At 36.6% G+C, this 13,260-nt stretch carries 18 protein-coding genes; all 18 read left to right on the plus strand.

Annotated features, from left to right (window positions below; all coding sequences use genetic code 11):
* The first annotated feature begins 265 nt into the window (after positions 1 to 265).
* The 18 genes from ACODR7_RS19660 (at position 266) to ACODR7_RS19745 (ending at position 13,130) form a co-directional block, all read left to right on the plus strand.
* Positions 266 to 856: a Crp/Fnr family transcriptional regulator gene (locus tag ACODR7_RS19660; protein WP_488841754.1), complete on the plus strand. Its 591-nt coding sequence runs from the start codon at positions 266 to 268 to the stop codon at positions 854 to 856.
* Positions 857 to 933: 77 nt separating this feature from the next.
* A complete protein-coding gene (locus ACODR7_RS19665; protein ID WP_488841755.1) occupies positions 934 to 1,341 on the plus strand; it encodes a VOC family protein in 408 nt (135 codons plus the stop codon).
* Between the two features lie 25 nt (positions 1,342 to 1,366).
* Complete coding sequence (locus tag ACODR7_RS19670; protein WP_488841756.1) at positions 1,367 to 1,828, plus strand: hypothetical protein; 462 nt, start codon at positions 1,367 to 1,369, stop codon at positions 1,826 to 1,828.
* Positions 1,829 to 2,038: 210 nt separating this feature from the next.
* Positions 2,039 to 2,539, plus strand: a complete 501-nt coding sequence (locus tag ACODR7_RS19675; protein ID WP_488841757.1) for a DinB family protein — start codon at positions 2,039 to 2,041, stop codon at positions 2,537 to 2,539.
* 2 nt (positions 2,540 to 2,541) lie between these two features.
* The gene (locus ACODR7_RS19680; protein WP_488841758.1) at positions 2,542 to 3,318 is read left to right on the plus strand and encodes an alpha/beta fold hydrolase; all 777 of its coding nucleotides are present in this window, start codon (positions 2,542 to 2,544) and stop codon (positions 3,316 to 3,318) included.
* Positions 3,319 to 3,407: 89 nt separating this feature from the next.
* Positions 3,408 to 3,839 carry a VOC family protein gene (locus ACODR7_RS19685; protein ID WP_488841759.1) on the plus strand — a complete coding sequence of 144 codons (432 nt, stop codon included), beginning with the start codon at positions 3,408 to 3,410 and terminating at the stop codon, positions 3,837 to 3,839.
* Positions 3,840 to 3,918: 79 nt separating this feature from the next.
* Positions 3,919 to 4,332, plus strand: coding sequence for an SRPBCC family protein (locus ACODR7_RS19690; protein ID WP_488841760.1), 414 nt, complete (start codon positions 3,919 to 3,921; stop codon positions 4,330 to 4,332).
* A gap of 35 nt (positions 4,333 to 4,367) precedes the next feature.
* Complete coding sequence (locus ACODR7_RS19695; protein ID WP_488841761.1) at positions 4,368 to 4,607, plus strand: helix-hairpin-helix domain-containing protein; 240 nt, start codon at positions 4,368 to 4,370, stop codon at positions 4,605 to 4,607.
* Between the two features lie 132 nt (positions 4,608 to 4,739).
* The gene (locus ACODR7_RS19700; RefSeq protein WP_488841763.1) at positions 4,740 to 5,606 is read left to right on the plus strand and encodes a VOC family protein; all 867 of its coding nucleotides are present in this window, start codon (positions 4,740 to 4,742) and stop codon (positions 5,604 to 5,606) included.
* Positions 5,607 to 5,653: 47 nt separating this feature from the next.
* Positions 5,654 to 6,487 carry an SDR family oxidoreductase gene (locus ACODR7_RS19705; protein WP_488841765.1) on the plus strand — a complete coding sequence of 278 codons (834 nt, stop codon included), beginning with the start codon at positions 5,654 to 5,656 and terminating at the stop codon, positions 6,485 to 6,487.
* A gap of 110 nt (positions 6,488 to 6,597) precedes the next feature.
* Positions 6,598 to 7,026, plus strand: a complete 429-nt coding sequence (locus tag ACODR7_RS19710; RefSeq protein ID WP_126651315.1) for an SRPBCC family protein — start codon at positions 6,598 to 6,600, stop codon at positions 7,024 to 7,026.
* A gap of 89 nt (positions 7,027 to 7,115) precedes the next feature.
* The gene (locus tag ACODR7_RS19715; protein ID WP_488841766.1) at positions 7,116 to 7,574 is read left to right on the plus strand and encodes an SRPBCC family protein; all 459 of its coding nucleotides are present in this window, start codon (positions 7,116 to 7,118) and stop codon (positions 7,572 to 7,574) included.
* A 104-nt stretch (positions 7,575 to 7,678) separates the two neighbouring features.
* A complete protein-coding gene (locus ACODR7_RS19720; protein ID WP_488841768.1) occupies positions 7,679 to 8,137 on the plus strand; it encodes a DoxX family protein in 459 nt (152 codons plus the stop codon).
* Positions 8,138 to 8,308: 171 nt separating this feature from the next.
* On the plus strand, positions 8,309 to 10,312 hold the full coding sequence (locus ACODR7_RS19725) for a S9 family peptidase (RefSeq protein ID WP_488841770.1): 2,004 nt from the start codon (positions 8,309 to 8,311) through the stop codon (positions 10,310 to 10,312).
* A 448-nt stretch (positions 10,313 to 10,760) separates the two neighbouring features.
* Positions 10,761 to 11,339, plus strand: coding sequence for an RNA polymerase sigma factor (locus tag ACODR7_RS19730; protein WP_034697053.1), 579 nt, complete (start codon positions 10,761 to 10,763; stop codon positions 11,337 to 11,339).
* Positions 11,340 to 11,350: 11 nt separating this feature from the next.
* Positions 11,351 to 11,683, plus strand: coding sequence for a hypothetical protein (locus tag ACODR7_RS19735; protein WP_488841772.1), 333 nt, complete (start codon positions 11,351 to 11,353; stop codon positions 11,681 to 11,683).
* A gap of 91 nt (positions 11,684 to 11,774) precedes the next feature.
* On the plus strand, positions 11,775 to 12,032 hold the full coding sequence (locus tag ACODR7_RS19740) for a hypothetical protein (RefSeq protein ID WP_488841774.1): 258 nt from the start codon (positions 11,775 to 11,777) through the stop codon (positions 12,030 to 12,032).
* 450 nt (positions 12,033 to 12,482) lie between these two features.
* Entirely contained in the window at positions 12,483 to 13,130 is a 648-nt protein-coding gene (locus tag ACODR7_RS19745; protein ID WP_488841776.1) for a J domain-containing protein, read from the plus strand.
* Positions 13,131 to 13,260 lie beyond the last annotated feature (130 nt).

Below are 13,260 nucleotides of genomic sequence, written 5' to 3' on the forward strand. Positions count from 1 at the left end.
AATACTAAATAACAATAAATGTATAAAACTAGAAATAATTGTGTCCACACGATAGATCCTCTGGAGGGGTGGCAAAAATTCAAAGAATTTTTGACGGGGTGGTCAATATGTTCAAATAACTGTTTAAATTTTATCCACTTGCAAGTATCTATTATTTCAGTATCATAGATAACCTTCTATGAATACTTAAATGACTTCGTTTAATGTTTTTTATCTTTAATTCAATTAAAAATTTTACTTTTAAAGACTTAAAAAATTGACACCAATGACCAACAAAGCTTTAGAAATCTGCTATGATTTTCCCTTCTTTTTCCCTGAAGAGCTTGCAGAAATATTTCAGGCCCATGAAAAGAGATCATTCCAAAAAGGCGATTTTATTCTTGAAGAAGGAAAAACAGCTAATGAATATTATATTCTTGAAAGCGGATTGGCGCGTTCTTACGTTTATGATTTCAATGGAAATGAAGTAACCACTCACTTTTTCGTAGAAAATGAAGTCATAATTGAAGTTTTGTCAATGTTTCAAAGAGTTCCTTCTCAGGAAAATATTGTTTGTATTACAGACTGCGAATGCTGGAGACTGGATTATGATACTTTCCAGGAGCTGTTTCATAAAATCCCGAATCTCAGAGAATGGGGAAGATCATGGATGTCTCAGGAACTTTTTGCCTACAAACAGAGATCTGTGGAGATGTTCACGCTTTCAGCAACCAGAAGATATCTGAATCTGCTGGAGCAGAAATCTAAAGTCATACAATTCGCACCTTTAAAACAGATTGCTTCCTACCTCGGAGTTACAGATACATCCCTGAGCCGCATCCGTAAAGAAATCGTTTCGCATCCTAAGAAAAATTAAATCTTGCCCTATGACAAGTTGATTTTCATTGCACCTTGGTAATTTTGGATAACAGTTTAACACTAAAATTACAAAAAATGAAAGTCAATCAGATTTATGTGAACCTTCCGGTAAAAGATGTTCAGAAAACCAAAGAATTCTGGACGAAGATAGGTTTTTCTATCAATGAAAAGTTCTCCGATGATAGAGCAGCCTGTGTTGTTTTAAATGATACCATCTATGTCATGTTTTTGCAGGAAGATTATTTTATGACCTTCACCAGTAAACCCATTGCTAAAGAAAATACCAGTCAGGTAATTGTTGCAGTAGGTTTAAACAGTCGTGAAGAAGTGGATAAAGTGGTAAATACTGCAGTAGAAAACGGAGCATGGCAGCATGAAGAACCGGAGGATTACGGATGGATGTACCAGAACTCTTTCTGGGATCCGGACGGACATGGCTGGAATATTACTTTTGCTGATATGTCTCAAATGCCTGCAGAATAAGCTTCATCACACAAACATATCCTATATGGAAACACAATCAAACGATATAGAAATCATCAAAAATCAGGTAGCCGGTACCTATTATGTGATTACTATGAATATCGATGGTATCACCCATGAAGAATCTATGATTTTCCCCAATGATGAAGCCAATTGTATGAACTGGATTCTGGGGCATTTAATTTATATCAGAAATCCTTTACTGAACATTTTGGGTGAAGAATCTGTCTGGGACAGCGAAAAGTTTTCCTTTTACAACAGAGGAGAAATTGCTTTAGATCACAAAGACAAATTGATCAGTTTTGAAGATTTAAAATCCTATTTAAAACAATCCCAGAAAACACTGGAAGCCAAACTCAATACTCTTCAAAGTTTCAAACCAGAAATGATTAAAGATATATCAACCCTCAGTCTTCATGAAATTTACCACAGCGGGCAGTTAGGTTGTCTCCGCAGAATTTTAGGAAAACCGGGTGCTATAAAATAGCATGCTATTTTTAGATTCCTTGCTTCGCTCGGAATGACAGGTACATCGCTGAAATATTAGTATTACCTTTTTAGATGAGTACAATTTTATCGCAGATAAAATCCTTGCGACTTAAAAACGCATAGTTTGTAAAATTCTTAGCGTCTCAGCGTTTCTCAAAACTCTAACTTCTAATCTCTAATTACAATGAACACACCAAAATCAAAAAAAATGGAAGTCATTATTCCGGCTTACAGAATGCATTCCCAAAGCTTTATGAATGTTTTGGATGGCATTTCGGAAGAAGACGCCTTGAAAAGAATTGAAAATAAAACCAATCATATTGTATGGATGGCCGGAAACTTTATCAACATGCGCTATGGTTTGGGCTGGGTGCTTGGACTTCGGGAAGAAGACCCTTACAGCGATTTGTTTTTCCAGGGAAAAGCGCTGGATGAAAGTTTTAAATATCCAACCCTGGCTGAACTGAAAGAAAACTTTCATAGAATTTCAGCCAAAGTCTTTCAAAAACTTCATGAAGTAACCGATGAAGAGCTGGATGAAATATTTGAAATAGGAATGAATATCCCTTTCATCAAAGAAACAAAACTCAATTTTGTCGGAATGTGTATCGGCCGTGAAGACTATTTGTGCGGACAGATAGGCTTGATGAGAAGAATCTTAGACTATCCGGGAATGAAATATGATGTAGACGAAAATCTTAAATACTAATAATGAATCCAGTAGAAAAAGGCTATAAAAAAGTCAATGGAATCCAGTTGTATTACGAGATCTACGGATCAGGAAAGCCTTTGGTTCTGATTCATGGAGGCGGTTCTTCTTTCCTTTTCGATTTTAAAGAAGTGATAGCGAGACTGGATGGAAAATTCCAGCTTATAGGAATTGATCTCCAAAATCACGGCCGCAGTGAGCATCGTGATATTCCGGAAACATTTGAACAGGATGCAGATGATGTTGCCGGACTTTTAACAGAACTGAATATCGGGAAAGCTTCGTTCTGGGGATTCAGCAACGGAGGAAGTACCGTAATGCAGATTGGTCATCGTCATCCTGAGATTGTTGAAAAACTGGTTGTTGCGTCAGCTTTTTATAAAAGAAGCGGTATGATAGACGGCTTTTTTGAAGGAATGCAGGAAGCTACTTTCGAATCAATGCCAGAGCCTTTTAAAATTAATTTTTTATGCCTCAATCCTGATTTTTCAAAACTGGAAAACCTTTTTGAGAAAGACTGCAAAAGGATGCAGATGTTTGAAGACTGGAATGATGAGGTATTGATTTCTATTAAATCTCCTGTATTATTCATCAGTGGAGATCAGGATGTGATGAAGCCGGAACATACTGCCGAAATGTGGCGGTTGGTGAAAGGCTCCCGTTTGATGATACTTCCCGCTACTCATGGCACTTATATGATGCCTGATTTTGATGGAAGTATTGATGTCAGCTTAATAGACTGTACGGTCAGAGAAGTAGAGAAATTTTTAAACCATTAAGCGTTTTATATTCATAGTAGATTAATTAATCCTTAATGGATTAACAGTAGAAACAATATTTTATAATAATAACTTTAAAATTAAAAATCATGGCTAAATTAAATCCATACCTAAATTTCGATGGGACAGCTGAAGAAGCGTTCAATTTTTACAAGGCTGTTTTCGGGGGTGAATTCGTTGGTGGAATTCATAAGATGGGAAATGCTCCCGGGACAGAAAACCTGTCAGAAGAAGAAAAAAACAGAGTAATGCACATTGCTTTGCCTGTGGGAGGTGATCTTTTAATGGCATCCGATATTGTGCCCGGATTTGGGCAGACTCTTACGGTAGGAAATAATAATTATGTATCCATTTTTCCTGATTCAAGAAGCGAAGCAGACAGGATCTTTAAAGAGCTTTCTGATGGCGGAAACGTAGAAATGCCAATTGAAGATCAGTTTTGGGGAGACTATTTCGGATGTTTTCAGGATAAGTATGGTGTTCATTGGATGGTGAACTATAATGAAGAATATGCAAAATAATCTTATATTTAACTAATAATAATAAAGAGATGCTCATTTTTGGGCAACTCTTTATTTAAACTTTTAAAAATGTAGAACTATGGATCCAATTAAAATAGACATCACAATTTTAGCGCCGGTGGAGAAGGTTTGGAATTATTTCAATGAACCTAAACACATTATGAAATGGAATTTTGCCCACGAAAGCTGGCATTGTCCTGGTTCTGAAAATAACCTTGTAGCAGGAGGCAAATTCAAAAACAGAATGGAAGCGAAAGACAAAAGTTTCGGATTCGATTTTGAAGGAGTATATGATGAGATTATTCCGTATGAGATCATTAAATATCATATGGAGGACGGACGGAAAGTAGAAGTAGTATTCGATAAGATAGACGAAAATACAACAAAAGTGATTGAGATTTTCGATCCGGAAAAACAAAATTCTGTGGAAATGCAGCGGGATGGCTGGTATGCTATTCTGAACAACTTCCATAAGTATGTTGAGAATCATTAACTATATTTTTTGTAGCCATGATCAATTTAGTTATCATGTCAAAGAGTTTAAACTCTATGTATGCTTTTAATTATGACTCTGCAGAGCAATTCCTTCACGGAGTTATTGCAATACCGGCAAGAAGAGCCTTAGAAAAAGAAAAAATAAATTCTTTGGAAAAACTTTCAGATTATTCCGAAAAAGAAATCATGCAGCTGCATGGTTTCGGTAAAAATGCAATGATGAAACTGAAGAATTATATGAAAGAAAATCAGGTCTGCTTTAGAGAAGCATAATACATATACAACGGGAAAATTTTGCAGTGTCATTGCGTTAAAACGAAAGTGTACCGTTTAAATGCAAGGGCATAAGATCTGTTTTTGTTGTATAGAAAAGTAAATTACATCACTCTATTAAAATTTAATATTATGAATAACGATATTTTCCCATGTCTCTGGTATGATGGAGACGCCAAACAGTCTGCCGAATTTTATTGTAAAGTTTTTGGAGGCGAAATCACTGCAGATACTCCTGTTGTAATGAATATTGATTTGTTTGGACAAAGGATTATGCTTCTGAATGGAGGTCCGCAGTTCAAAAAAAATCCTTCCATTTCTTTTATGGTGATCTGTGAAACAGAAGACGAAGTCCAAAAATACTGGGACCATTTACTGCAGGGCGGAATGGCTTTGATGGAACAGGGATCTTACTCATGGAGCCAGAAATATGGATGGGTTCAGGATAAATATGGTGTAACATGGCAGCTGTTTCTGGGAGAAAAAGCAAGCAACCAGAAAATAATTCCTACTTTGATGTTTATCCATGGAAACAATGGAAAAGCAAAAGAAGCAATGGAGCTTTACACCAAGACTTTTCCCAATTCAAACATAGGAAATATATTGACCTATGGAGCAGGCAGTGAAGGACATGACATCCCGGAACCGGCAGAAAATGTTCAGCATGCCCATTTTACAATAGATAATTATAGTGTGTTCTGTATGGATAATTCTTATGATCACCCGTTTGATTTTAATGAAGGAATATCTTTAGTAGTGATGACTGATGACCAGGAACAAACCGACAGATACTGGAATGCCTTTACAGCCGATGGAGGAAGAGAAAGTATGTGCGGATGGCTGAAAGATAAATACGGATTGAGCTGGCAGATAGTTCCTAAAAGACTTATTCAGCTGATGAATGATTCCAACCAGGAAAAAGCCTATAAAGTTGTTCAGGCTATGATGAAAATGCAGAAAATTATCATCTGGGATCTGGAAGATGCTTATAATTCTTAAATATTTTCGGCGTATTGTTTGATGTGATTTAGAAAAAAGATTTGCATATGAAAACACAGAACAAATCAGACTCTAAATCAAAAGTCCCTAAAGAAGGGGTGTTTCCGGAAATTATCCGGAACGATTATCAGGGAAGCCGGAAGCTGCAAGGTAAAAAAGCGGTTATTTCCGGAGGAGACAGCGGCATAGGACAGGCGGTGGCCGTTCATTTTGCCCGGGAAGGAGCAGATGTCGCCATTATCTATAAAGAAAGTGACGATGATGCCAGAGAAACCCAAAAGCTGGTTGAGAAAGAAGGACAGAATTGTCTTCTGATCAAAGGTGACGTAACACGGAAAACTTTCAGAACCAAATGCGCAGACAAGATTAAAACAGAGTGGAAGAATATTGATATTCTTGTTAATAATGCAGGAATTCATACCTCAAAAAGCAGTCTGGAAAAAATCTCTGATGAACAGATTCAGGAAACGTTTGATACCAATATCATTTCCATGATTTCATTCACCAGAAATTTTCTTCCTATGATACCCAAAGGAGGACGGATCATTTGTACAACCTCTGTTACAGCGTACCGAGGAAGTGACCACTTAATAGATTATGCGGCAACAAAAGGTGCTGTTTTGTCCTTTATCCGGTCTCTGGCCGATAATCTTGCAGAAAAAGAAATTCTGGTAAACGGAATTGCACCAGGACCTATATGGACTCCACTTGTGAAAGAAGCTTTTGAGGACCTTTCCACTTTTGGAAAAGACACGCCGCTGAAACGTGCGGGACAACCTTCTGAAGTAGCACCAGCTTATGTTTTTCTTGCCTCAAAGGATGCAAGTTATATTACAGGAGAAATCATTCATATCAATGGTGGTGATTTTGTCGGAGGATAGAATGAGAAGCTAGAAGTTAGAAGCGGTCACAAAATAACCCTCTTACTCTCTAACCCTCCAACACAATCACCTGCAACCTATTATCCACCACCTAATATCTTAAAAAATATATGGAAAAATTATCATACGAAATAGAAATCAATGCCGAACCTGAAAAAGTGTGGAGTGTCCTTTGGGGAGATATTACCTACAGACAATGGACAACCGCATTTACAGACGGCTCTTTTTATGAAGGAACGCTTGAAGAAAATAATATTGTTAAATTTCTTGATCCCAAAAACAACGGGATGTACAGCAGGGTAGAAAAAGTGATTCCCAACGAGGAAATAAAATTTTTGCACCTTGGAGAAATTTATGAAGGTATCGAAGTCCCTCAGGATTGGGGTGAAGCTACAGAAGCTTACTTTCTTGAGGAGAACGAAGAAGGAACTTTACTGAAAACGGAAGTTCAGACTCCGGCAGAATTTAAAGAATTTTTTGAAGAGAAATTTCCAAAGGCAATGTCAATTGTTAAGCATCTGTCAGAAAATCAGCTGTAAATAAATCAGCTGGAATTAAAGAAAAAATCATTCGGGCTTTGAAATTACTTCGCCTGGCTCGCAATGACCACGCTAAAAAAGTGAAACAAATGGAAACCTTATCATATGAAATAGTAATTGATGCTCCTGTGCAGAAAGTATGGGACATCCTATGGAATCCTGAAACATATAGTGAATGGACCAAGTATTTCGGAGCAGGATCTGTCATGAAATCCGACTGGAAAATAGGAGGAAAAACCTATTTTCTTAATGCACAGGGAGAAGGGATAGTCTCTACCATAGACAGCATGGACGAACCTAATCAGATCGTGTTCAAACACTTGGGAATGGTAGATAAAGAAGGCAATGAAGACACCCGGAGCAAAGAAGTCATGGAATGGAACGGAAGTTTTGAAAAATATTTTCTGATAGACTTTGACGGAAAAACAAAACTTCATGCTGAAGTTCAGGTTGAAAAACAATGGCAGGATCATATGAATACAGGTTTCACAAAAGGATTGATGGTTGTAAAAAGTCTTGCAGAAGGAGTAAACCCTGGCTCAGTGTGATGAAACTCAAAATTCAAAGTTCAAGGTTTAAAGTTGTTGCCTTGATTTGAGTACTGATTCCTAATACCTAATACCTAACAACTATTATCAATAACCTATAAAGAATGAAACTACTCGTAATACTTTTCGCAACGTTTACTCTGGCTTTGCTGGGCACTTTTTTGGTTCAGGGAAAGCCGGATTTTATATTTTCAGGAAACCTTGGAATGGCTGTCTTTGTTATATTTACAGGCTTTTCCCATTTTAAATTTCAGAAAGGAATGGCGATGATGATCCCGGATTTTATCCCTGCCAGAATGTTTTGGGTATATTGTACAGGCGTTCTGGAAATTGCAGCAGGAATCGGATTAATGATTCCGACAATTCGTGAAATAACAGCTGTTTTACTCATTATTTTTTATGTATTGGTTTTCATAGCCAATATCAATTCTTCCAGAAAAAAGATTAATATTTTTAAAGCTGATTATACTGGTCCGGGAATGAAATACCTTTACACTCAAAGGATTCCCATGCAGATTATTTTAATTGTCTGGACATGGTATTTTGGAATTTATTTACACTAAAAAGACAGTCTGTATAGGCTTTCTTTTTATTTAATCGTTTTTTTTTTAACTAAATGAGATAAAAAATGTAACATTTTATAGGTGTAACGAGTCTTATTATAGAAAAGCATGAGTTTTTATTAATCTAAAAAATGAAATGCCTATATAACTTTAACCTTTAAAACAGAAGTTATGAATCTAAATCACAACATTTTCGGTACAGCATTCATTGTACTATCTACCATTATGACCAACGCACAGAGTTCTACTGCCAAACTGCCGGGAGATCCTACTTTGCCATCTTCCAAGGCTCATCTTGAAAAGCTTATTTCCTACGACAAAGGAGACTTTACATATAAAGTTGAAGACTACTTTGCAAGACCAAAAGCCTCAGCCTTTAAAATCTCTCCGGACGGGAAATATCTTTCCTATAAAGAAAAAGATCAGGAGAAAAAAAATCACGTCTATGTAAAAGATCTTGGCACTGGAAAAATTACCAAAGCCATTGTAGAAAAAGATGACCTGATAAGAAACTATGGCTGGCTGAATAAAAAACGTCTTTTCTATACTCAGGATAGAGGAGGGAATGAAAATATCCACCTTTATGCTACAGATACAGATGGAAGCAACCAAAAGGATTTAACACCATTTGACGGTGTAAAAGTGCAGTCCATTATTCCTGTAAAAGACACTGATTTTGTTTTGGTTACCATGAATAAAAACAACAAACAGATCTTTGAACCTTTTAAAATCAATTTCGTTACCGGGGAAATGACCCAGCTGTATGAAAATAAAGATGTAAACAGCCCTATAGACGATTACCTTTTTGATAAAGATGGAAACCTGAGAGGATACAGCGTCCTTGAAAACGGATTAACTACAAAAACCTATTATAAAGATCTGCAGACCGGAAAATTCAATCTGATTAAATCTGCAGACTGGTCTGATACCTTCAGTATTATAGAGTTTAATGAAAATTCTAAAAATAAAGACGAAGCATATGTAGTAACCAATTTGGATAGTGATAAAGCAAGAATTGTGCTGTATGATCTGAAAAAAAATGCGGTAATTAAAGAAATTTATTCTAATCCGGTATATGATGTAAGTTCAATAAGCACAGCAGGTAAGAACAGAAACTATGAGCTTGACTACATCAGCTATGAAGGAACTAAAGGAGAAACAATACCGGTAAGTAAATTTTATAAGGAAATACATGACAAATTAAAATCTCAGTTTGGAGACAAGGAATTTGGAATTGCTTCCTCTGACGATAATAATGATAAACTTCTGGTTATTGTAGGAAGTGATAAGCTCTACGGAACCTATTATGAGTACGACACCAAAACCAAACAGACCAAACTTCTTTATAACCTGATGCCACAGCTGAAGGAAGAAGATATGGCTGAAATGAGACCTATCGAATTTAAAAGCAGAGACGGGTTAACAATCCATGGATATATTACCCTGCCTAAAGCTGCACTGGAAGGTAAAAAAGTTCCTCTGATTGTAAATCCTCACGGCGGTCCTCAGGGAATCAGAGACAGCTGGGGGTTCAACCCGGAAACACAATTGTTTGCAAGCAGAGGATATGCCACGCTGCAGGTTAATTTCAGAATCTCCGGAGGATATGGAAAATCATTCCAGAAAGCGGGTTACAAGCAGATTGGAAGAAAAGCAATGGATGATGTGGAAGATGGCGTAAAATACGCAATAGAACAGGGATGGGTAGATAAAGATAAAGTTGCCATTTACGGAGGAAGCCACGGTGGATATGCAACATTAATGGGATTGATCAAAACTCCGGATTTATATGCATGCGGGGTGGATTATGTAGGCGTATCCAACATCTTTACTTTCTTTGATTCTTTCCCGGAATACTGGAAGCCTTATAAAGAAATGGTAAAACAGATCTGGTATGATCTTGATAACCCTGAAGAAGCCAAAATTGCTAAAGAAGTTTCCCCGGTATTCCAGATTGATAAGATTAAGAAACCTTTATTTGTAGTGCAGGGAGCTAATGATCCAAGGGTTAACATCAATGAATCTGATCAGATTGTAAAAGCAATGCGCGCCAAAGGTTTTGAAGTCCCTTATCTGGTAAAATATGATGAAGGGCACGGATTTGGAAAAGAACCGAACAGAATAGAACTTTACAAATCTATGTTGGGATTCTTTGCAGAGAACTTTAATAAATAAACTATTAATTGAATAGCATTTGAACGGAGGACTTAGGTCTTCCGTTTCTTTTTTGTTATTATAGCTAAGTGGGTGTTTAGATTCCTGCGGAATGAAACAATTGTAATGATAATTTATCCATACAGCTTGTCATTCCGTAGGAATCTCAAATGAAGTTAGAAATTGAGAATGGATAAAAAGGTCTTTATCATTTATCATTGATACTTCTAGCCCCGATAGTAGCGTTTACCCCGGAACATGAGTGGGAGAGTCGGAGGGTAAGAGTGTGGGATAGTAGGGCGTGAGGAGTATGAGCGGATAGCGGGAAAAGCTCCAAAAAAAATAATTGATATGTAAGTTATTGATAATTAATGGAATAAAATACCGATGAATAAAAGAAAAATCGAATTGTAAGAAAAATATTTTAAATTTATTAAAGTAAAACCAAAAGGCTAACCGTCATAACCATATGGAGGTTGTCGAAAAAATAACAATGCCACAGAAGGAGAAAGAAAGCATCATCTCACAGACCGTTTCCAACTACGGAGGGAAGCTGATGTCTTATATTCGTCCTAAAGTGAAAAACACGGAGGATGCGGAAGATATTCTGCAGGAGGTGTGGTATCAGTTCAGTAGCCTTACGAATCTTTCTGAGATTGTAAACGTTGGAGGCTGGCTGTACAGGGTGACGGCGAATAAGATCACAGACCGTTACCGAAAAAAGAAAACAGAAAATCTTGAAGATTTTGTATATGAAGATGAAGACGGTAGTTTTTCTATCAAGGATATTCTATTGATGGATGAAAGTGCCGGTCCTGAAGTGAAGATGTTTCAGGATGAGATCTGGAAAAAACTATTTGAAGCGCTTGATGAACTTCCCGAAAAACAAAGGCTGGTCTACGTAGAAAATGAACTGAACGACAAAACCCTCCAGGAGATCGCCGATGAACAGGGAGAAAACATCAAAACCATCATCAGTAGAAAAAACTATGCTGTGAAGCACTTAAGAAACAGATTGAGAAAGTTATACGAAGATTTAAAAAGTTAGAAAAAGAAATTATGAATCATAAACACAAAAAGGGTTGGATTTTTTTATTGCTATGTCCGCCATTAATTTTAGCTGCTGTTACATGGATTGTAATGATGCTTTGGAACTGTCTTCTTCCTGAGATTTTAGGAGCCAGAACAATTACTTTCTGGCAGGCCATGGGAATACTGATCTTAAGCAAAATTCTTTTCGGAGGGTTTCATTTCGGTAAAGGAATGAGAGATTTCAAGGAAAGAAAGATGAGAGAGAAAATGGAAGGTTTATCTCCTGAGGAAAGAGAGAAATTTAAAGAAGTCTGGAGAAATAAATGCTCCGGTGGATTCTTCAACAGAAACAACGAATAATTTAAAATTTCTAAAGAAGTAGTAAAGTAAAATTAAAATTCATTCGTCTTTATAAAAAACAAGAAGTAGTAAAATTTAAAATTTTGAAAAAATGAAAAATTCAGCATTAAAAGGAGCTCTTGGAGCATTAGCCGTTGCAGGTGTAGCCTTAATCGCTAAAAAAGCAATACAAAGAAAAAGATTTATCAAAGGTATTTTTGATGAGTACGGAATTAAAGAAAAATCACCTTTCGGACTGGCAGATAAGATCAGAGAAATGAATGACGAAGACTATCAGGAACTGAAAGGGAAATTCAAAAAAGAATTCCGTTCAAGATGCTGCAGAAAGGATAATATCTGCGAAGCATAAAAAAAGTAAAAGCTAAATTGAAATTGTTACATTCCGGCTCGGGAAGCTTCGCTTCCCGAGCCGGAATTTTTATTTAAAAGAAATATGAAGATAATACAGGTGGTTGCACATTATAGATCTGCAGCATGGAGCTTGGTCTGTAGGAGAATTATTGTCAGCATAAAGTAAGATTCTCCACTTTGCTCGCAATGAGAAAAACAGCTGTAGAAATCATCCAATTCTTATTATTTTTAGCAGAATGAATTTTATCGGAGATAAATCATTGCGCCTTAAAACATATAGTAGAGAGAAATCTTTAGCGCCTTCGCGTATTCCAACAAGAAACTTATACAATATATTAAGATTGCTTCATCTTTGATTCGCAATGACTTTTTGATCGGTTCTTCTAACAAAATTTTACGGTAAACATCAAACACGAAGAAAAATAAATCCTTATTTTTGTATTGCTCAATGAAAGATTACTACTATTTTCTCGGTATATCACAGGATGCTTCGGAAGAAGACGTCAAAAAAGCGTATCGAAAACTGTCTTTAAAATATCATCCTGATAAAAATGACAATGACAATTTTTTTGCAGACCGTTTCCGTGAGATTCAGGAGGCATATGAGACCTTAAGTGATCGCGCGCTCAGACGTACTTATGATCAGAATTTAGAAAATCATCAGCGAAGTTTCAGATATAATATTCCGCCAGCTATCAAAACTTTTACAGCGAATAAAATTCATGCGAAAAAAGGAGAGGAGATTATCATCAACTGGCAGACGAGTAATGCCGATGTGGTGAAGGTATTGCCTTTCGGATTGGAAAAACCGTATGGAGAGAGGATCTTTAAGATCACAGAATTTAAGGATGGAAAATTCCAGCTTCTGCTTCATGCAACGAATTCTCTTTTGCACAAAACGGTTGTTCAGGGAATTACCATCACAGAAGTTTTTGAAAACGATTCTGAAAAGTTCAAAAATTCGGTGGAAGAAATGTTTAAGCCGCAGCCCGTAACAAGAATTAACAAGTCGGGTCAGCCTAAGATAATGATGCTGATCTGGGGGATTATCATCCTGGCGATTGCTATCTATCTGCTGATAAAAAATTTCAGCTAACTGACTTTATGCCATTTTCTTTCTTCCAGGGCATTTTTTACATCTTTTCCCTTTCTTGAATTTTTTACAGCACGATTTTTTTTCACAGAACATCTCTTCATTATTGAATGAGTAAGGTGCCAATGGCGGA

This window comes from Chryseobacterium sp. FG46, assembly GCF_057809135.1.